The organism is Kitasatospora sp. NPDC022785 (assembly GCF_055561295.1).
On record NZ_JBVHHB010000029.1, the window covers coordinates 50,721 to 69,367 of the forward strand.

Consider the following 18,647-nt stretch of genomic DNA (forward strand, 5'->3'; position numbering starts at 1 on the left):
GTCCCGCGGGCCCGCGTGCCCGTGGCCGCGCGGGGTGGATCCTCCTGATGGCCCGGTAACGGCGACCCGGTGTGCGGGCGCCCGACGGCGAGGAGGTGAGAGCTGTGGAGTCCAGTAGTCCGGGCCGAAGTCGGCCCCGTCCCAGGATGTCCCCCTCATCTCCTGGCACCCGGCAACCCTCCTCCCGTACCGCTCCCACCCCCTGCCGCCGCGCCGCCCGCTGACACCGACGGGCACCGCCGCGCGGCCGGGCGCCGTGCGCGGTGGAGGACGGCCGGGCGTCTCCCCTTCCTGCCCCGCCCGGCGACCGCGGTCCCCGGCGGCGGACACCGAACCGTGGAGGTACCCGCCATGTCCGACTGGCGTGTGCGCGCCGTGCGCGCGAGCAAGCGTCCGTTCTCCCGTCCCGTCACCGCCACCGCCGGCAGCGGTGACGGCCAGCCGGCACCCGAGCAGTCGATGGACCCGCGGCACGAGCAGCCCACCGAGCCGGTGACGCTGGAGCGTTCCGTCGTGGACGCCGCGGTCTACCGCGAGGGCCGCCGGGCCGGCGAGCCGGCCGGCCTGGCCGACGTCTACCGCCAGCTGCCCGGCAAGCCCGGCACGATGGCCTGGATCGGGCTGTACCGGCCCGCCGAGGCCCAGCTGCTGGAGGCCGCCGAGCGGTTCGGCCTGCACGAACTGGCCGTCGAGGACGCGATCGTCGCCCACCAGCGGCCCAAGCTGGAGCGCTACGGCGACACCCTCTTCGTCGTGCTGCGCGCCGCCCGGTACCTGGACGACGTGGAGGAGGTCGACTTCGGCGAGATCCACCTCTTCGTCGGCCCCGACTTCGTCCTCACCGTGCGCCACTCGCAGGCGCCCGACCTGTCCGCCGTCCGCAGCCGGCTGGAGGCCGACCCGGAGCTGCTCGCGCTCGGCCCCGAGGCCGTGCTCTACGCGGTGCTGGACGCGGTCGTCGACGGCTACGCGCCGGTGATCGCCGGGCTCCAGCACGACATCGACGAGATCGAGACCGAGGTGTTCGGCGGCGACCCGCAGGTCTCCCGGCGCATCTACGAGCTCTCCCGCGAGGTCATCGAGCTCCAGCGGGCCACCCGGCCGCTGCTGGAGATCATGAAGAGCCTGGAAGCCGGCTTCGGCAAGTACGGCACCGACGACGAGCTCCAGCGCTACCTGCGCGACGTGGCCGACCACGCCACGTATGCCGCCGAGCGGGTGGACGGCTTCCGGCAGATGTTGCAGAACATCCTCACCGTCAACGCGACCCTGGTCTCGCAGCGGCAGAACGAGGAGATGAAGCAGCTCGCCGAGGCCGGGCATGTGCAGAACGACGAGATCAAGAAGATCTCCTCGTGGGCCGCCATCCTGTTCGCACCCACGCTGGTGGGGACGATCTACGGCATGAACTTCGACAACATGCCGGAGCTGCACTGGGCGGCCGGGTACCCGTTCGCCATCCTGCTGATGGCGGCGGTCTGCACGAGTCTGTACGTGATCTTCAAGAAGCGGGACTGGCTGTAGGCGGCGGGGCGCCCGGCGGACCGGGCGCCCCGCGGGCTGTGGCACGTCGTCACCGACCGGAGCGCGTCCAGGGTCCGGCTCGCGTCAAGAAGGCGTCAAGAGGGGTGGCCGACGGCGTCAAGGAGGCGTCAGGGGCGGCCCGTCCCCCGATCACCGCGGCATAGCGTCGGCGGTGAGGAAACGGTTCCGCTTCTGCTTCGTGGGGAGTACGGGCGGGTCCGCTCTACGGGGGAGGGGGACGCGCGGCCATGGCCACGGCGGGCTCGGGTACATCGGGTTCAGGTGCGGCGGGTTCGGTCGCAGCGGGTGCGGGCACGGTGGCCGCCGGCCCGGGCAGGACGGGCTCGCCGGGGGAGGCGGGGCCCGGACCGACCGCCCCGGGGCCGCGGGCCGCGACCATCGCGCGCGCCCTGCGGCGGCGCGCCGGCCGGCCGCTGCCCTGGACCACCCCGCGCCTGGTCCGCGCCCTCACCGCGCTCTGCCTGGCCGCCCTGCTCGGCACGGGCGCCGCGGCCGCCGCCGTGCTGACCGGTGCCCGCGCCGACACCGACGCCATCGGCCACCGCGACGCCCCGCAGGCGGCCCGCGCCGCCGACCTCTACTTCGCGCTCAGCGACATGGACGCCCAGGCCGCCAACCTCCTGCTGCTCGGCGCCGACCCGGACTTCGCGCCGCTGCGCCGTCAGACGCTCGACACCTACGAACAGCGCCGCACCCAGGCCGACGCGGACCTCCAACAGGCCGCCGAGGCCGCCACCGGAGACCCGGCCGGACAGCGCGCGGTGCAGACCGTACTCGGCCAACTCGGCGGATACGAAGCGCTGGTGGCCCGCGCCGAACTGCTGGAGGAGCAGGCCGGCGCCCCGGCCGGGCAGCCTTCCCCGGCGGCGCTGGACGCCTACCGCCAAGCCACCGACCTGTTGCGGCAGCGGCTGCTGCCCGCCGCCGACGAGGTGGGCGCGGCGAGCGGCGCCACCGTGGACCGCGTATACGGCGGGGGCCGCGCCCACCTCGCCACCGGCCGCTGGTGGATCCTCGGGACCGGCCTGCTCGCGCTGGCCGCCCTCGCCGGGCTCCAGCGGCTGCTGGCGGTGCGCTACCGCCGCCTGGTCAACCCGCCGCTCGCCGCCGTCACCCTGTTGACCGTCGTCGCCCTGACGGTCGGGCTCCACCTGGTGACCCGGGCCGACGAGCATCTGGTGGTCGCCAAGAGCAGTGCCTACGACTCCGTGATCGCTCTCAGCCGGGCCCGCGCGGTCGCGTACGACCTGAACGCCGACGAGAGCCGCTACCTCACCGACCCGGCCCGCGCCGCCGCGTACCAGCAGAGCTTCCTGGACAAGACCCAGGCCGTCGCCCGGGTCGACGGTGCCACGCTCGCGGACTACAACGCCCGGCTGGCCACCGTCGCGGGCCGCCACCGCGCCGACCACGCGGCCGTCCCGTTCGGCGGCTTCCTCGGCACCGAGCTGCGCAACATCACCTTCCCCGGCGAGCAGGAGGCCGCAGAGCGCGTGCTCGCGGCGTTCCAGGCGTACCAGCTGGAGGACCGGCGGATCCGCGAACTGCGCGACGCCGGGCGGCTGAAGGAGGCGGTCACGCTCAACACCGGCCTGGCGCCCGGGCAGTCCAACTACGACTTCGAGCGGCTGGCCCGCGCGATCGGGGACACCCTCGATGTCAACGCGCGGGCGATGGACGAGGCGGTCGCGGAGACCGACTCGGACCTCGACACCACCACGGCCGCCCTCGGTGCGCTGACGCTGGCGGCGTCGCTCGCCCTCACGGCGTTGGGCGTCCGGCCGCGGCTCCGGGAGTACCGATAGGGGCCGACGGGTGGTCGGTAGGGAGCCGCCGGATGGTCGGTAGGGAGCCGACGGGTGGTCGGAGGGGAGTCGGACACCTCGAGCCGGAGGACGAGGGCGCGTTCCGCCGCGACCTCCCGCGCCCCTGGCTCGTCACCGGCATCCACCCAGGCGCGCGTACTCGGCCTCCGGATCGAGCTGGGCCCGGTAGCCGAAGTGCAGCCGTAGGGTGCCGTCCGGACCGGCGTGGGTGGTGAGCGGGGTCCGGCCGGCCGGGAGCAGGCGCGGCGCCGCCCACTGCTGGGCCAGGACGGCGAGCGGCGTGGCGTCGCCGGCCGTGGCGATCCAGGTGGCCCGCCCGCCGGCGACGGTGGCGAGGTAGCCGGCGGACAGGATCCCGTCGAGGAGCGACCGGACGGAGGTGTCGTCCGGCACGTCCCGCGTCCCGGCGTGTGGCGCCGCGACGTCGTCGCCCATCGCGACACTGTCCCGGGTCAGTTGGACTCGCACACCCGGCAGCCTAACCGGTCGTTCCGGATGAGACCGGGGCAATCGACGTCGAGTCGGCTGAGTTCCTGCGTGGAGTCACCGGAGCCGGACAGGCCGGCGAGCACCCGGGTCGCGCTGTCGGTGCTCGCCGGCCCGCCACCGGCCACGCGGCGGCGATGCCGCTGATCGTGCCGCGGTCAGCGGGCGGCAGCGAAGTGGGCGAGCGTCTCCGCGAGTTGGGAGTGCTGGGGCTGGGGCAGGTCCTCGAGGCCGAACCAGTCGAGGGCGTCGAACTTGTGGGGCTCGCCGATGACGACCTGAGCAGGGTCCACCTCGACGGCGAACAGGACCGCGACCCAGTGCGAGACCGGGGTGCCGCGCAGGATGTTGCGTACGCCCAGGGTCTCGACGGCCAGGGCCTCGGCGCCGTACTCCTCGCGGACCTCGCGCCGCACGGCCGACTCGAAGGACTCGCCGTGCTCCAGCGCCCCCGCTCCGGTGTCCCAGGTGCCCGGCTCGTCCCGGGCGCCGGCGCTGCGCCGGGCCAGCAGGATGCGGCCGTTGCCGTCGTGGCAGACGAAGACGCAGGACACCGTGGGGGCGGTGAGTGCCCTTTCGGCGGGGCGTTCGATCGAGGTGGGGTTCATGCGGTGGTGCCTCCGGTGGCGAGGACGGTCAGAAGTGGTCGAGGAGCTCACGGAAGGTGCGAAGCCGCAGGACGGCGTCGTCGGCCGGGTCCAGCTCGCTGTGCTCCAGCACCCAGGTGTGGTCGTTGGGGATGAAGACGGCGTTCATGCCTGCTGCCCGCGCCGGCAGGATGTCGGACTTCGGCGAGTTGCCGATCATCCAGCTGGTGGCGGGGGTGAGGCCGTGCTCCGCCACGAAGCCGCGGTAGGTCGCGGCGTCCTTCTCGTCGACGATGTCGATCGCCTTGAAGTGGTGCGCCAGTCGGGAGCCGTCGATCTTGCGCTGCTGCTCCTCCCGGTTGCCCTTGGTGAGCATCAGCAGCGTGTGCCGGCCGCTGAGGACGGAGAGGGTCTCGGCGACGTCGGCGATGAGTTCCACCCGGTAGCCGACCAGGACGGCGGCCAACTCCTCGATCTCGGAGAGCTCCTGGGCCGTGGCGGGCCTGCCGCGCAGCTTCTCGACGCAGTCACCGAGGCTGCGCAGCAGCATCCGGCTGCCGTACCCGTGGGTGACGGCGTTGGCCCTCTGGACGTCGTCGAGGACGGCCCGCAGCTGGGCCTGGTCGAGCGTGGGGTGCCGGAGCCAGTTCAGGTAGTCGTGGATCACGCGCTCGAACAGCACGTTGTTCTCCCACAGTGTGTCGTCCGCGTCGAAGACGAGTACCTGCCCGGTGTGCGGCATCAAGACCCCCAAGATCATTACACTGACTACCCGGTGACCCTAACCGGAATCGCGCCGGCCTGCCCGGATTTTCGGGAAGGGCTCCCCGGGCCGAACGGCCCTGCTCACCCCTCGGGTACGGGAGGAGCCGGCAGGCTCGGCCGGGCACCCGGCATCGCCGGGCCCGCCGGCGGATCCCAGCCGGACACCCCGCCCGCGGGCCCCGCCCACGGCCCCGCACTGCGGATGCGCCGCGCCTCGCCCAGGTGCTGCCCGTTTGACAAACCCGGTTGCCGGACCGGCAGATAGAAGGCATGGCCCATTCCCACCGCACCGACGATGCCGCGGACGGACCCGGTGTCACCGAGGAGCTCTCCACCGTCCTGGACGCGGTGGGTCCGCGGCTGCGGGCGCTGCGGCGTGAACGGGGGACCACGCTGGGCCGGTTGAGCGAGGCCACCGGGATCTCCCTGAGCACCCTCTCCCGCCTGGAGTCCGGTGGGCGCAAGCCCACCCTGGAACTGCTGCTGCCGTTGGCCCGGGAGTACCGCGTCCCGCTGGACGAGCTGGTCGGCGCCCCGGCCACCGGGGACCCGCGGGTCCACGCCCGCCCGTTCACCCGGGGTGGCCAGACCTTCGTCCCGCTCACTCGCCACCTCGGCGGGCTGCACGCCTACAAGCAGATCATGCCCCCGGGCTTCCGGGCCGGCCCCGAGGTGGAGCCCAAGGTGCACGAGGGCCACGAGTGGGTGTACGTCCTGGCGGGCCGGCTGCGCCTGCTGCTCGGCTCGCAGGACCTGGTGCTCACGGCCGGCGAGGCGGCCGAGTTCGACACCCGGATCCCGCACGCCTTCGGCAACGCCGGGCCGAACGCAGTCGAGTTCCTGAGCCTGTTCGGCGCCCAGGGCGAGCGCATGCACGTCCGGGCGCGACCGGGAACCTCCGATCGTTAGCTGACAAGCGGGGGTTCCGTCCGGGCCCCGCAGGCCGTCGGGAGGGGCCCAGGGATGAGTGGCGAGAACACTGCGGAGACCGGCGGGACGGCTGGGGCATCGGATGCGGGTGATGCGGCCGGCCGGAGCGAGGTGATCGTCACCGACGACCTGGCGCGCGGCGCCGCGGAGTCCGGGAGTACGGACGGGTCCGACGCCGGCGGGGAGCCTAAGCGCGGCCGGGCGGAGCGCAGGAAGCGCCCGTTCTGGCAGGAGCTGCCGATCCTGGTGGTGGTCGCCCTGCTGCTCTCACTGGGCATCAAGACCTTCTTCGTGCAGGCGTTCTCGATCCCCTCCGGCTCGATGCAGCACACCCTGGAGGAGGGTGACCGGGTCCTGGTCGACAAGCTGACCCCGTGGTTCGGCGCCACGCCCGAGCGCGGCGAGGTGGTGGTCTTCCGCGACCCGGGCGGCTGGCTGGAGACGGGGCCGGAGGAGTCCGGCAACTCCGTCGTCCGGGGCATCAGGAAGGCGCTCAGCGTGATCGGCCTGATGCCCTCGCAGGACGAGAAGGACCTGATCAAGCGAGTGATCGCGGTCGGCGGCGACACCGTCGAGTGCAATGCCGGCAGCCCGGTGAAGGTGAACGGCGTGGCACTGGACGAGCCGTACATCTACCCGGGGGCGACGCCCTGCGGCGAGGCGCCGGTCGGGACGGTCAAGGTTCCCAAGGACCGGATCTGGGTCATGGGCGACCACCGCAATGCCTCCCGCGACTCCCGCTACCACGTCAACGAGCCCGGTGGCGGCTTCGTGCCGGTGGACAACGTGATCGGGCGCGCCTTCGTCGTCGCCTGGCCGGTCGGTCACTGGGACACCCTGTCCGTCCCCGGCACCTTCGACCAGGAGGCCCTCGACAACCAGCAGGCACAGGCCGGTGCGGCTGCGGCGACCGGCGTCGGCGGCGCCGACCCGCTGGAGGAGTTGCCGGCCCCGGAGGCCGCCGCGCTCGCCGCCGTCGTTCCGCCGGCCCTCTGGCAGCGCCGCCGGGCCGCCCGGCGGACGGGTGCCCAGGAGGTGGACGGCGCGTCGTCCTGAGCTCCTCCGAGGGGTGGGGCGAACGGTTCTGCCCCGCCCCCACCGGCCGGTCCACACGGCGCACGCCGCCACCTGGTCCTGGTCCCTGGGCCGGGCGGACGGGGTGGGGCGCGGTGGGACGGGGCCGGGCGTGAGGGTGTGGCAGCTTGTGTCGCGTTCCGTCCCGCTGAGATCTACACCGCTGTGTTCCGTCCCGCTGAGATCTACACCGCTGTAGAGTCTGGCGGGTGAGCTGTACGTCCGGTCGCGCGGCCGTCCCGTTGCGGGGGCCGGCGGCCCGGTCCGGAACGGGAGGCGGAACCGTGGTGGAGAGTCGGCGCAGTCCGGTGCGGGACGGCGGGCACGGCGGTCCGGCGGTCGCGGAGGCGGACGTCGAGTGGGTCTACCAGCCGGTCGAGGTGCACTTCGGCGACGGCAGTTGGGCGCTCGGCCGGGTCAGCGGGTGGTGGCAGGACGCGGCCGGGCTGCGCTGGTGCCGGCTGCGGGTGGCCCGCAGCGGTTCCCCGGCGTGCTGGGAGCCGTTCGACCCGGCCCGGGTGGTGCTGCTGCCGGGAGGCGGTCTCTGAGCCGGGCGTTCTGATTCAGGCGTTCCGATCCCGGCGTTCTGAGCCGGGCGTTCCGGCTGGAACCGTGGCCGAGTCGGGGCCGAGCACGTGGCCGGGCCGGTCGCCGAACCCTGGCCGAGCCGGGGCCGCCGCCCGGTCCACTTGGCCGGGATTGGCCCTGGCCGCCGCGCCCCGCGTCCGCCGAGGATGGGCGGCATGAGTGACTTCCCCGGCGCGCTGCGCCCCGAGAGCCGGACCGTCCACCCTCCCGTCCAGGAGGTGACCGGCAGCCGCCCGCTGGGGGTGCCGCTGCACCAGGGACACCTGTTCGCCTTCGAGGACTCCGACTCGCTGGTCGAGGCCTTCGCCGCCCCGGACCAGGCCTTTTTCTACAACCGGTTCGGCAACCCGACCGTCCGTTCGCTGGAGGCCGCGGTCGCCGGTCTGGAGGGCGGCACCGGCGCGATCGCCACCGCCTCCGGCATGGGGGCGATCAACACCGTCCTGCTCGCCCTGCTGCGCTCCGGCGACCACGTCATCGCCCAGCAGAGCCTCTACGGCGGCACCTTCGCGATGCTCGCCGACCTGACCCGGCGCTGGGGCATCGAGGTCACCCACGTCCGCGGCGACGACCCCGCCGAGGTTCGGGCCGCGCTGCGCCCCAACACCCGGCTCCTGCACCTGGAGACCATCTCCAACCCGACCACCCGGGTCACCGACCTGCCCGCCCTGCTCGCGGTCGCCCGCGAGGCCGGGGTGGTCGGCGTGGTCGACAACACCTTCGCCAGCCCGCTGCTCTGCCGGCCCATCGAGCACGGCGCCGACATCGTGATCCACTCCGCCACCAAGTACCTCGGCGGCCACGGCGACGTCCTGGCCGGCGTCGCCGTCTTCGCCGAACCCGAACTGCACCGCACCGTCTGGCACTACGCCACCGAACTGGGCGCCTCGGCCGACCCGTACGCCGCCTGGCTGACCCTGCGCGGCATGCAGACGCTGGCGCTGCGGATGCGCCGCCACTGCGACACCGCGCTCGACCTGGCCGGCCGGCTCGCCGCGCACCCGGCCGTCACCGCCGTCCACTACCCGGGCCTGCCCGCCCACCCCGACCACGAGCTGGCCCGCCGACTGCTGCCCGAGGGCCACGGCGGCGTCCTCGCCTTCGACCTGGCCGGCGGCCGCGAGGCGGCCCGCGCACTCACCGAGTCCGTGCGGCTCGCCTCCCTCGCCCCCTCGCTCGGTGGCGTGCACACCCTGATCATCCACCCGGCCAGCACCTCGCACCGTCAGCTGGACGACGCCGAACTGGCCGCCGCCGGCATCGGCCCCGGCACCGTCCGCCTCGCGGTGGGCATCGAGCACCCCGAGGACCTCTGGACCGACCTCGACCAGGCACTCGCCAAGCTCTGAGCAGGCGTCAGCACGCCGAACCGATCGTCGCCGCGCCGCGCCGCGCGGGCGAGGCGCCGATCGCCGAGGCGACGATCATCGGCAGCGCCGGCCGGCCGGCCGGGTGAGCCGGTCCGGAGACACCCGAGCGGGGGCGGCGGGCGCCGTCCGGGCCCCACGGCGTCCGCTCCCGCTCGGGGGACTCGTGGTCGGGGGACTCGTGGTCGGGCGTCGCCGTCCCGGGTGGCGCATCCGCCTCAGGCGTCCCCGCGCGGGCGGATGCCGTCGAGGGCGAGTTCGATGAAGCGTCGCCAGTCGCCGTGGCCGGTGCGGATGACTCCGGACGTGCAGCCCACCAGGGTGTAGACATCCGCCACGGTGAGATCGTGCCGGAGGGTGCCGCTCGCGCGTCCCTGGTCGATCAGTGCCCCGACCGCGCTCTCGAGTCGGGTGAGCATCTCGCCCCTGGGCGCCGACGAGCCCACTGCCGCCGCGAGGGCCACGGACAGCCCCCGGTCCTCGGCGAGCAGCCGGCCGACATGGTGGAGGTACCGGACCAGCCCCTGTCCGGACTCGGGGTCGGACAGGCCTTCGGTGCGGGCGAACTCCAGGATCTCGGCGAACCGGTGCTCCGCCGCGGCCTCGACCAGGGCCTGCCGGGTCGGGAAGTGCCGGTACACGGTGCCCATGCCGACCCCGGCGGCGCGTGCCACCTCCGGCATCTGGACCTCGTCGCCGCGTTCCTCGAACAGGGCGCGCGCCGCTGCCAGGACGCGGGCGCGGTTGCGCTCGGCGTCGGCACGCGGCTTGCGGGCACCGGGTGTTGACGGCGTTGGCGGCGTTGACAACGCGACCACTCTCCTGCCTGAATGTAAACGGAAGCGGATTCCGGTTCCGATTATGCCATGCGAAGAGAGGCTGAGCTCATGTCCGAAGGCCGTTTCATCCTGCTCGGGCCGGGGGCCGCCCGCCCGGGGCGGGTCCCGCTGCCGCCCGCGTTCGCCGTCAAGGCGTCGACCGCCGACACCGAGGGCCGGCTCTCCCTCCTGGAGGTGACTCTCGCGAAGGACATCCCGCGGCACACCCACCACCAGGCGGACGAGTGCATCTACGTGCTGGACGGCGTCCTCGCGATCGAGTTCGACGACGTGACGCACTCGGCGCCGGAGGGCACGTTCGCCCTGCTGCCGCGCGGCGTCCCGCACGCGCTCCGCCGCGCCTCCGACCCGCCCCCGCGCGTCCTGCAGATCTCCTCGCCCGGCGGCTGGGAGCAGTACGTCGAGGACCTGATCGAGGCCGGGCCCACCGTCCTGACCGACGGCGAGCTGGATCCGGCGAAGATCAACCCGATCGCGGCCCGGCACCACATCGCCTACGACGAGGGCGGGCAGGACTGACCGCCCCGTACGAGGGCGGCCACCGTCGGTGCCCCGCAGGCGGTCAGCGCAGTGCGGCCGCCGCGGGCCCCGGCCGCGCCCGCGGGCGCGGCCGGGCCGCCAGGACGGCGATGTCGTCCTCGGCGGCCGGGGCGGTCGGCCCGGTGGGGGCGAGGGCGTGCAGGACGGCGTCCAGCAGGTCGTCCAGCTCACCGCCGGCGGGCAGGCGGAGGGCGGCGAGGCGGGCGAGGGAGGCGTCGATGTCCTCGTCCCGTCGTTCGACCAGGCCGTCGGTGTAGAGCAACAGCGTTTCGCCGGGCAGCAGTTCGCGGGTGGTCTGCTCGTAGCCGCCGAAGCCGGTGCCGAGGGGCGGGCCGGTGGGGATCTGCAGCAGTTCGGTCGGGCGGCCGGGGGAGATCAGGGCGGGCGGGAGGTGGCCGGCGCTGGAGAGGGTCCAGCGGCCCCGGCCCGGGTCGGCGAGGGCGAGCAGGCAGGTCGCCGGGCGGGCGGACTCGTTGGCGGCGATGACGGTGTCGAGCTGGCGCAGGATCCGGTGTGGCGGCAGGTCCATGCCCGCCACGTCGCGCAGGGTGGAGCGGTAGGTGCTCATGTCGACGGCCGCCTCGACGCCGTGGCCCATGACGTCGCCCATCACCAGCAGGGTCCGCCCGAACGGCAGCCGGACCGTCTCGTACCAGTCGCCGCCGACCACCGAACTGGAGCCGGAGGGCAGGTAGCGGGAGGCGAGTTCGAGGTTCTGGTGCGGGCTGCCGGGTTCGCTGAGCAGGGCCCGCTGGAGTTCGAGGGCGATGCCCTGGGAGCGGGTGTAGCGGCGGGCGTTGTCGATGCCGGTGGCGGCGCGGGCGGCGACGTCGCCGATGAGGGTGGCCTCGTCCGGGGTGAAACCGGGCGAGGCGGCGGTGCGGGCCAGGGTCAGCAGGCCGACCAGCCGGCCGCGGGCGGACAACGGCACCGCGAGCAGCGAGGTCAGCCCGGCGGCCCGGTGGGCGGCCAGGGCGGCCGGATCGGGCGCGGCATGGGCGAGTTCCTCGTCCGCGGGCCCGTTCACGAGTACCGCGACGCCCGCGGTCAGGGCGCGCGCGGCGGCCGATCCCTCCCGGTACCGCACGGTCTCGCCGGGCCCCGCGGGTGCCGCCGCCGCCTCGCTGAGGCGCCCGGTGCACTGGACGGCGGCGCGGTGGAGCCGCAGGCCGCCGGCCCGGCCGGTGTGGGCGGTGGAGTCGGGTGGCAGGACGTCGACGGTCACCAGCTCGGCGAGCCGGGGCACGGCGAAGGAGGCCAGTTCGGCGCAGGTGGTGCCGACGTCGAGCGTGGTGCCGATCCGCTCGGCGGCCGCGTCCAGCAGCGCCAGCCTGGCCCGGGCCTGCGCGAGTTCGCGCCGCAGCTCCTGCTCCGGACCGGGGTCGTCCAGCACGACGACCACCACGCCGGTGATGCGCCCGCCGGCCTCCAGCGGCCGGTAGCGGACCCGCAGGCCGGCCGGCACCGGGGCGCCCGCGCCGTCCGGCCCGCCGGTGGTCTGCTCGCGGCCCCGGCCGTCGGCCAGGACGTGGTGCAGTGTGCCGGCCGCGGCCGCGAAGGCCGTGCTCTCGACCGGCCGGCCGAGCAGGTCGGCGCGGCGCAGCCCGGTGGCGGTGGTGAACGCGGCGTTGAGGTACTGCCAGCGAAGCCGCTCGTCCAGCAGTGCGACCCCGACGGGGGCGGCGGCGAGCATCTCGCGGAGCAGATCCGGGTTGTCACCCACCGTGACGGACTCGCCGCTCGCGGCCAGGGCCGCCGCTGCCGCCGCGCGTGACCGGCTGTCCGGACCCGCGGGCGCGGCACCCTCTCCTCCGTTGCCGTACCGGAACCGCATACGCCCATGATCACGCGCCGGGCCGCGGCACGCCCACGGACCGGTGAAACTTTGACTCACCGGTGGCGATGTTGTAACCGGCCCGGGCCCGGTGTCAGGTCCGTTTCCGGAGCGCGGTGTCGCCGGTTCGGGCCTCGCCCGGCCGCCGGTCGGAGAGCGGGCTCAGGCTCCGCGCCCCGTGGGCGGCCGCTTCAGTTTGGCCCAGACGGTTTCCAGCGCGGCGATGTCCGCGTCGTCCAGCCGGTCGTCGAAGGCCTCGGCGAGCGTCGCGCGCCGGGTGGCGTCGGCCTCGGCGAAGAGCCGGTGCCCCTCCGTGGTGAGCGCGATGCGGACGGAGCGGGCGTCGGTGGGGGAGGGAGCTCGTTCGACCAGACCGCGGGCCTGGAGCGAGTCGGCGACCCGGGAGACCTGGCTGCGGCTGAGCAGGGTCTTCGCGCCGAGGTCGGAGGCGGCGACCGGCTCGTCCTGGCCGTGCAGCCAGAGCATCACCTCGAACCAGGAGAGCGGCAGGTCGTGGGCCTTGGCCAGGGCCTGGTCGACGCGCGCGCTGAGCGTGGCACCGGCCCAGACCAGGCCGTAGAAGGCGTGGTCGCGGGCGGTGAGGTCTCCCAGAGTGAGGTCGGTGCGCGCCATGCCCGGCACTCTACCTGTTTGCGTGTGCGCGCACACAGTGCCTATGGTGTGTGTGCACGCACATACCTGTCCCTGGGAGCGCTCCGCATGACCACCACCCGCACCGTCCTGATCACCGGCACCTCCTCCGGCATCGGCCTCGCCGCCGCCGTGGCCGCCGCCCGCGCCGGCTACCACGTCGTCGCGACCATGCGTGACCCCGGCCGTTCCGACGCCCTGCGCGCGGCCGCCGCCGAGGCCGGCGTGGCCGACCGGGTCGAGGTCGCCCGGCTGGACGTCACCGACCCCGCCTCCGTGGCCGACTGCCTGGCCGGAGTCCTCGGCCGGCACGGCCGCCTCGACGCCGTGGTGAACAACGCGGGTGCCGGCTACGTCGGCACCGTCGAACAGGACGGCCTCGACCCCGTCCGCGCCGCGATGGAGGTCAACTTCTTCGGCGTCGTCGACGTCACCCGGGCCGCGCTGCCGCACCTGCGGGCCACCGGCGGCCGGGTCGTCACCGTCACCAGCGTGGGCGGCGTCGTCGGCCAGCCCTTCAACGAGGCCTACTGCGCGGCCAAGTTCGCCGTCGAGGGCTTCATGGAGTCGCTCGCCCCGGTCGCCGCGACCGTCGGCGTCCACGTCACCGTGGTCGAACCGGGCGCCGTCGCCAGCGAGTTCGTCGCCAGCCAGGGCATCGACCTCCCCGCCCTGCTGACCGCCGCCGGCCCCTACGCCCCCGCGCTGAGCGCTTACGTCGAGCGCACCCGGGCCGCCTTCGACCAGGCCCAGACCTCCGCCGAGGCCGCCGAGACGGTACTCGACGCCCTGACCGCCGAGCAGCCGCCGTTCCGGATGCAGACCTCCGACCGGGCGCGCGCCTTCGTCGGTGCCAAGCTCGCCGACCTGGACGGCGCGGCCGTCCAACAGCTCACCGGCACCTGGGTCCGCTGACCGCAGACGGCTGCCCGCCGCGGGCTGACCGCTGCCGGCTGACCACCGCGGCCTGACCACCGCCGGCTGACGGCCGGTCACGTCCGGAGCCTCCGGCCTGCTCGGGCCGGCGTTGCTCCGGGCGGCAGTGGCCCCGGCATGACAGGCGATCACCGGCCGGGGCGCGCGGCCGACACCGTCGCCGCGATCGTCGACCACGCCGAACCGGCCGGGAGCATCCCGTCGGCCGCGCCGTCCCGGCTCACCGTCAACGGTGCCCCCCAACCCGGCGGCTGACGCGAGCGGCAGGTGTCCCACCCTGTGGGCCACCTGCCCCGCAGCCCGGTGGCCCGGCCGGTCACCGGTCATACTTGGGCGGCGGCGCCCGAGCCCGAGCGCCGCTGCGAGCCGCCACCACCGGGCCCGCGGAGCACGCCGAGCCCGGAGGACCCGATGAGCCGCCACCTGCCGACCACAGTTCCGCCGGGCGGGGCGCCGGCGCAGCCGTGGAACCGGCAGCGGCTGCGCAGCAACAACGAATGGCTGCTGCTCGAACTGCTGCGCACCGGCGGCCCGTCCTCGCGCGCCCAGCTCGCCCGCGACACCGGTCTCTCCAAGCCCACCGTCTCCACCGCACTCGCCGCGCTGGAACAGGCCGGACTGGCCCGGGAGGCCGGCCGCTTCGTCCCCGAACGCGGCCGGACCGCCGTGCTGTACGAGCCCGACCCGACCGCCGGCCACGTGCTCGGCGTGGACATCGGCCGGGCCCGGCTACGCGTCGCGGTGGCCGACCTCGCCGGGCGGATCGTCGCCCGCCGGGACGTCCCCAACAAGGGCCGCACCGCCAACGCGGTGGCCGACGCCGTGGTGGCCGCCGCCCGCGAGACCACCGCCGAGGCGGGCCTGGCCGCCGCCGAGATCGTCCACGCGGTGATCGGCACGCCCGGCGTCTGGGACGAGCAGCGGCGCGGCGTCCGGTACGCCACCAACCTGCCCGGCTGGGGCAGACGCGGGCTGTTCGACCGGATCGGGGAGGGCCTGGAGACCAGGATCACCGTCGCCAACGACGCCAACCTCGCCGCCCTCGGCGAGTACACCCTCGGCGCCGGCCGCGGCAGCCGGATGTTCGCCTACCTGCTGATCGGCACCGGCCTCGGTGTGGGTGTCCTGAAGGACGGCGAGCTCCTCTCGGGTGCCCACGGCGCGGCCGGTGAGGTCGGCCTGGTGCCGCTGCCCGCCCGGCCCGACGGCGAACCGGGCGGGACGATCGAGCAGGCGGCCGCGGCGGACGCGGTGGTCCGGACGGCACTGGAGCTGGGCATGCGCGGCCCGCTGACGGCCAAGCAGGTCTTCGAGGCGGCCCGGTCCGGCGACCCCCTCGCCGTGGAGGCGGTGCACCGCGAGGCCGAGCAGCTCGCCTATGCCGTCGCCGTCCTGTCGGCCGTGCTCGACCCGGACCTGGTCGTCCTCGGCGGCGGCCTCGGCAACAGCGCCGACCTGCTGCTGGAACCCCTGGAGCGCGCACTGCAGCGCCTCACCCCCCTGCGGCCGAAGCTCGCCCCGAGCGAGCTGGGCGAGGAGGCGGTCTTGCTGGGCGCCGTCGCAACGGCGCTGGAGACCGCCCGCCCCGAGGTCTTCGAACGGCGCTCGGCTCCGGTGGGCTGAGGTCCGTTCCACGCCTCCCGCGCGAGGCCGAGCGGCCTCTGGCGACCGACCGGGCCCGGTCGAGGCGGTGAACCCGGGCGACCGCCCCTGCCTGCGGGAGGAGGGGCGGTCGGCTCTCGGACGGGGCCCTGCGGCGTTCGTCTCCCCGCTGCTGGCGGCTACGGGCAGCTGACGACGGTGTCGCCGGGGGTGGTGGTGCAGGTGTCGACGCCGGACCCGCCGTTCAGGACGTCGTTGCCGGGTCCGCCGTCGAGCGAGTCGTTGCCGAGGCCTCCGTTCAGGGTGTCGGCCCCGGGCCCGCCGATCAGCGTGTCGTTGCCGGCGCCGCCGTCGACCGTGTCGTTCCCGGAACCGGCGTAGACGGTGTCGTTGCCGCCGCCCGCGCTGACGGAGTCGTTGCCGCCGAGGGCGCAGATCACGTCGTTGCCGCCGGTGCCGAAGAGGTTGTCGGCGTTGCTGGTGCCGATGATCGTGCAGCCGTGGGCGTTGTTGACGCTGGTGCTCGCGGTGGCGGTGTTGTTGGCGGGGACGGGGTCGGACTGGGTGGCGCTGACGGTGGCGGTGTCGGAGACGGTGCCCGTGGCCCTGGGTTCGACGGTGACGGTCACCGTGGTGGAGGCGCCGGCGGCGAGGGTGCCGAGGGCGCAGCCGGCGCTGGTGGAGGTGGTGGTGCAGGTGCCCTGGCCGGGGGTGGCCGAGACCATCGTGGCCGGTCCGGTGAGGTTGTCGGCGAGGGCGACGCCGGTGGCGGCCGCGGTGCTGTTGTTGGTGACCGTCACCGTGTAGGAGGGGGTGTCGCCCACGCTGGTCGTGGCCGGCCCGGTCTTGGTGACCGAGAGGTCCACCCCGGCGGGGGCCGTGCCACCGCCCTCGTAGCGGGCCAGCGCGAAGTCCTCGCCGCTGTGGCCCGCGGCGACGATCCTGCCGTCCGTCTGAAGGGCCATGCCGAGGGCATGGTCGAGGCCGCCGCCGAAGTCGGTGGTCGCCTTCCCGTCGCCGCTGAAGCCGGTGTCGAGGCTGCCGTCGGTGTTGTAGCGGGCCAGCGCGAAGTCGCTGAAGTCCACGGCCACGGTGTCGCCGGCGGCGATGATCCGGCCGTCGGGCTGGACCGCCACCCCGTAGGCGATCTCGCTGCGCCCGAAGTCGGTGGTGACCTTGCCGTCGCCGCTGAAGCCGGTGTCGAGGCTGCCGTCGGTGTTGTAGCGGGCCAGCGCGAAATCGGTGCCGGTGTAGCCGGCGGCCACGATGCGTCCGTCGGACTGCAGGGCCAGCGCGTGCCCGAACTCCACGCCGCCGAAGTCGGTGGTGACCTTGCCGTCGGTGTCGAAGCCGGTGTCGAGGGTGCCGTTGGTGTTGTAGCGGGCCAGCGCGAAGTCGTAGTTGCCCACGTTGTTGCCGGTGTAGCCGGCGGCGACGATCCTCCCGTCCGACTGCAGAGCCACCCCGCGTGCCGCGTCGGCCCCGTTGGTGAAGTCGGTGGTCACCTTGCCGCCGGTGCCGAAGCCGCCGTCCGGGGCGCCGGTGGCCGTGAGGCGGGCCAGCGCGAAGTCCCCGGCCGTGGTGCCGGCGGCGACGATCTTGCCATCGGCCTGCACCGCGACCCCGTAGGCGTCGTCGGCGCCGCCGCTGCCGAAGTCGACGAGCACCTTGCCGCCGGTGCCGAACCCGGTGTCGAGGCTGCCGTCGGTGTTGTAGCGGGCCAGCGAGAACCAGCCGAACCCGCCCTCCGGCACCTCGGTGCGGCCGACCACGACGATCTTCCCGTCGCCCTGCACCGCCACCCCGCGCGCCTCGTCCGAGCCGCCGTTGAAGTCGGTGGTCACCTTGCCGCCGGTGCCGAACGCGGTGTCGAGGCTGCCGTCGGCGTTGTAGCGGGCCAGCGCGAAGTCGTCGAAGGCACTCGCGTAGCCGACGGCGACGATCTTCCCGTCGGCCTGCACCGCCACGGCGCGCGCCTCGTCCGAGCCACCGCCGAAGTCCGTCGTGACCTTCCCGCCCGCGCCGAACCCGGCGTCCAGGTCGCCCGGCGCGGCCACCGCGACCGCGGGCAGGGACAGTGCGAGCACCAGGCCGACGGCCGCCGCCACCCCGGCCCGGCCGGCCGGTGACCGGCGTCGGTGTGGCACGGCTCGCGCGGATCCTGGTCGCGGACCGGAAACGGACATGGGCATGGACATACGGTCCACTCTGCCTCTCATCGTCATGCAGCCGGCCACAGCGTCCGGTGGCCGTCACGGCGGCGGAATCTCCTCGCGGGTACCCCACGCACCCGCCGCCCCGGGCCGGACCTTCGGCTGACGATCGCCCTGCCCCGAGCGTTGGCCGACATGCTTCTGGCCGCCCCTGTCGCGGACTCCCACGGCCGGGCCGCGCTGCGCCCACTGGCGGCCGGATTCCACCCGCGCGAGTGAGGACGGCCCACGTCGCGGGGCGAGCGGACCGGGCGTCAGGGCGTGCCGCGCCTGAGGACGGCCCACGTCGCGGGGCGAGCGGACCGGCAGTCAGGGCGTGCCGCGCCTGAGGACGGCCCACGTCGCGGGGCGAGCGGACCGGCAGTCAGGGCGTGCCGCGCCTGAGGACCGCCGACGTCGCGGGGCGAGCGGACCGGCAGTCAGGGCGTGCCGCGCCGGGGCCCGTGCGGTGGATCCTGGAGGACGGCCGCCAGAAGGTTGGTGACGAGCGGGCTCCGGTCGTTCCTGCGCCAGGCGACGGCGACGCGGGTGCGGACCGTGTCGGGTTCGATCCGGCGGAAGGCCACTCCCTTGAGCCTGATCCGCCGGATGCTCGCCGGGGCCAGGGAGACACCGAGCCCGGTTTCCACCAGTGCGCAGACGGTCTGCCACTCCGTCGCGTGCTGGACCACCCGGGGGGAGAAGCCGGCGGCGACGCACAGACCGGTGATCTGGTCGTGCAGCCGCGGCCGCACCACCGGATTCGACTACGCCACCATGACGATCTCCGAGGACGTGGTGGAGCAGGCCGAGCAGTGCCTGCGCAACACCGGAGCGGCACTCGCCGAGGCGGGGTGCGGCCGGACGGGGTGGGTCGGCTGCCGG

The 18,647-nt window shown here is 74.7% G+C and carries 17 protein-coding genes and 2 pseudogenes; 11 read left to right on the plus strand and 8 right to left on the minus strand.

What is annotated here, in order from left to right; genetic code table 11:
* Positions 1 to 351: 351 nt before the first annotated feature.
* Positions 352 to 1,524 (plus strand): magnesium and cobalt transport protein CorA, encoded by a 1,173-nt coding sequence (locus tag ACZ3YO_RS33200; protein ID WP_465576892.1) that lies wholly within the window; start codon positions 352 to 354, stop codon positions 1,522 to 1,524.
* A gap of 317 nt (positions 1,525 to 1,841) precedes the next feature.
* Positions 1,842 to 3,350 (plus strand): hypothetical protein, encoded by a 1,509-nt coding sequence (locus ACZ3YO_RS33205; protein ID WP_465576894.1) that lies wholly within the window; start codon positions 1,842 to 1,844, stop codon positions 3,348 to 3,350.
* Positions 3,351 to 3,482: 132 nt separating this feature from the next.
* Here the strand turns inward: ACZ3YO_RS33205 and ACZ3YO_RS33210 are convergent, their stop codons facing one another.
* From ACZ3YO_RS33210 to ACZ3YO_RS33220, 3 genes are all read right to left on the minus strand, one after another.
* The gene (locus ACZ3YO_RS33210) at positions 3,483 to 3,839 is read right to left on the minus strand and encodes a hypothetical protein (RefSeq protein WP_465576896.1); all 357 of its coding nucleotides are present in this window, start codon (positions 3,837 to 3,839) and stop codon (positions 3,483 to 3,485) included.
* Positions 3,840 to 4,015: 176 nt separating this feature from the next.
* Entirely contained in the window at positions 4,016 to 4,465 is a 450-nt protein-coding gene (locus ACZ3YO_RS33215) for an NUDIX domain-containing protein (protein WP_465576898.1), read from the minus strand.
* A 28-nt stretch (positions 4,466 to 4,493) separates the two neighbouring features.
* Positions 4,494 to 5,198: an HAD family hydrolase gene (locus tag ACZ3YO_RS33220; protein WP_465576901.1), complete on the minus strand. Its 705-nt coding sequence runs from the start codon at positions 5,196 to 5,198 to the stop codon at positions 4,494 to 4,496.
* A 281-nt stretch (positions 5,199 to 5,479) separates the two neighbouring features.
* On the opposite strand from ACZ3YO_RS33220, the gene ACZ3YO_RS33225 reads away from it, so the two are divergent.
* From ACZ3YO_RS33225 to ACZ3YO_RS33240, 4 genes are all read left to right on the plus strand, one after another.
* Positions 5,480 to 6,118: a helix-turn-helix domain-containing protein gene (locus ACZ3YO_RS33225; RefSeq protein WP_465576903.1), complete on the plus strand. Its 639-nt coding sequence runs from the start codon at positions 5,480 to 5,482 to the stop codon at positions 6,116 to 6,118.
* Between the two features lie 54 nt (positions 6,119 to 6,172).
* Entirely contained in the window at positions 6,173 to 7,195 is a 1,023-nt protein-coding gene (lepB, locus tag ACZ3YO_RS33230; RefSeq protein ID WP_465576905.1) for a signal peptidase I, read from the plus strand.
* Between the two features lie 302 nt (positions 7,196 to 7,497).
* Positions 7,498 to 7,761, plus strand: coding sequence for a hypothetical protein (locus tag ACZ3YO_RS33235; RefSeq protein ID WP_465576908.1), 264 nt, complete (start codon positions 7,498 to 7,500; stop codon positions 7,759 to 7,761).
* A 195-nt stretch (positions 7,762 to 7,956) separates the two neighbouring features.
* On the plus strand, positions 7,957 to 9,150 hold the full coding sequence (locus ACZ3YO_RS33240) for a trans-sulfuration enzyme family protein (RefSeq protein WP_396322300.1): 1,194 nt from the start codon (positions 7,957 to 7,959) through the stop codon (positions 9,148 to 9,150).
* Between the two features lie 236 nt (positions 9,151 to 9,386).
* On the opposite strand, the gene ACZ3YO_RS33245 is transcribed toward ACZ3YO_RS33240, so the two are convergent.
* Complete coding sequence (locus tag ACZ3YO_RS33245) at positions 9,387 to 9,977, minus strand: TetR/AcrR family transcriptional regulator (RefSeq protein WP_465576911.1); 591 nt, start codon at positions 9,975 to 9,977, stop codon at positions 9,387 to 9,389.
* A 78-nt stretch (positions 9,978 to 10,055) separates the two neighbouring features.
* Here ACZ3YO_RS33245 and ACZ3YO_RS33250 point away from each other — a divergent pair, with 78 nt between their 5' ends.
* Positions 10,056 to 10,526, plus strand: coding sequence for a cupin domain-containing protein (locus ACZ3YO_RS33250; protein ID WP_465576914.1), 471 nt, complete (start codon positions 10,056 to 10,058; stop codon positions 10,524 to 10,526).
* 43 nt (positions 10,527 to 10,569) lie between these two features.
* Here ACZ3YO_RS33250 and ACZ3YO_RS33255 read toward each other — a convergent pair whose 3' ends face one another.
* On the minus strand, positions 10,570 to 12,381 hold the full coding sequence (locus ACZ3YO_RS33255; protein ID WP_465576917.1) for a SpoIIE family protein phosphatase: 1,812 nt from the start codon (positions 12,379 to 12,381) through the stop codon (positions 10,570 to 10,572).
* 162 nt (positions 12,382 to 12,543) lie between these two features.
* On the minus strand, positions 12,544 to 13,014 hold the full coding sequence (locus ACZ3YO_RS33260) for a MarR family winged helix-turn-helix transcriptional regulator (RefSeq protein WP_465547067.1): 471 nt from the start codon (positions 13,012 to 13,014) through the stop codon (positions 12,544 to 12,546).
* An 87-nt stretch (positions 13,015 to 13,101) separates the two neighbouring features.
* On the opposite strand from ACZ3YO_RS33260, the gene ACZ3YO_RS33265 reads away from it, so the two are divergent.
* The 3 genes from ACZ3YO_RS33265 (at position 13,102) to ACZ3YO_RS33275 (ending at position 15,591) form a co-directional block, all read left to right on the plus strand.
* Positions 13,102 to 13,947 carry an SDR family NAD(P)-dependent oxidoreductase gene (locus ACZ3YO_RS33265; protein ID WP_465576921.1) on the plus strand — a complete coding sequence of 282 codons (846 nt, stop codon included), beginning with the start codon at positions 13,102 to 13,104 and terminating at the stop codon, positions 13,945 to 13,947.
* A gap of 138 nt (positions 13,948 to 14,085) precedes the next feature.
* Positions 14,086 to 14,223: a hypothetical protein gene (locus ACZ3YO_RS33270; protein WP_465576924.1), complete on the plus strand. Its 138-nt coding sequence runs from the start codon at positions 14,086 to 14,088 to the stop codon at positions 14,221 to 14,223.
* A gap of 156 nt (positions 14,224 to 14,379) precedes the next feature.
* Positions 14,380 to 15,591 carry an ROK family transcriptional regulator gene (locus ACZ3YO_RS33275; RefSeq protein WP_465547064.1) on the plus strand — a complete coding sequence of 404 codons (1,212 nt, stop codon included), beginning with the start codon at positions 14,380 to 14,382 and terminating at the stop codon, positions 15,589 to 15,591.
* Between the two features lie 158 nt (positions 15,592 to 15,749).
* Here the strand turns inward: ACZ3YO_RS33275 and ACZ3YO_RS33280 are convergent, their stop codons facing one another.
* Entirely contained in the window at positions 15,750 to 17,717 is a 1,968-nt protein-coding gene (locus tag ACZ3YO_RS33280; RefSeq protein ID WP_465576927.1) for a calcium-binding protein, read from the minus strand.
* Positions 17,718 to 18,202: 485 nt separating this feature from the next.
* Positions 18,203 to 18,517, minus strand: a pseudogene (locus ACZ3YO_RS33285) (LysR family substrate-binding domain-containing protein); the annotation flags it as partial.
* Between ACZ3YO_RS33285 and ACZ3YO_RS33290 the strand changes: the two are divergent.
* Positions 18,516 to 18,620 (plus strand): annotated as a pseudogene (locus tag ACZ3YO_RS33290) (RidA family protein); the annotation flags it as partial. The pseudogenes ACZ3YO_RS33285 and ACZ3YO_RS33290 overlap by 2 nt on opposite strands.
* Between the last annotated feature and the right edge of the window lie 27 nt (positions 18,621 to 18,647).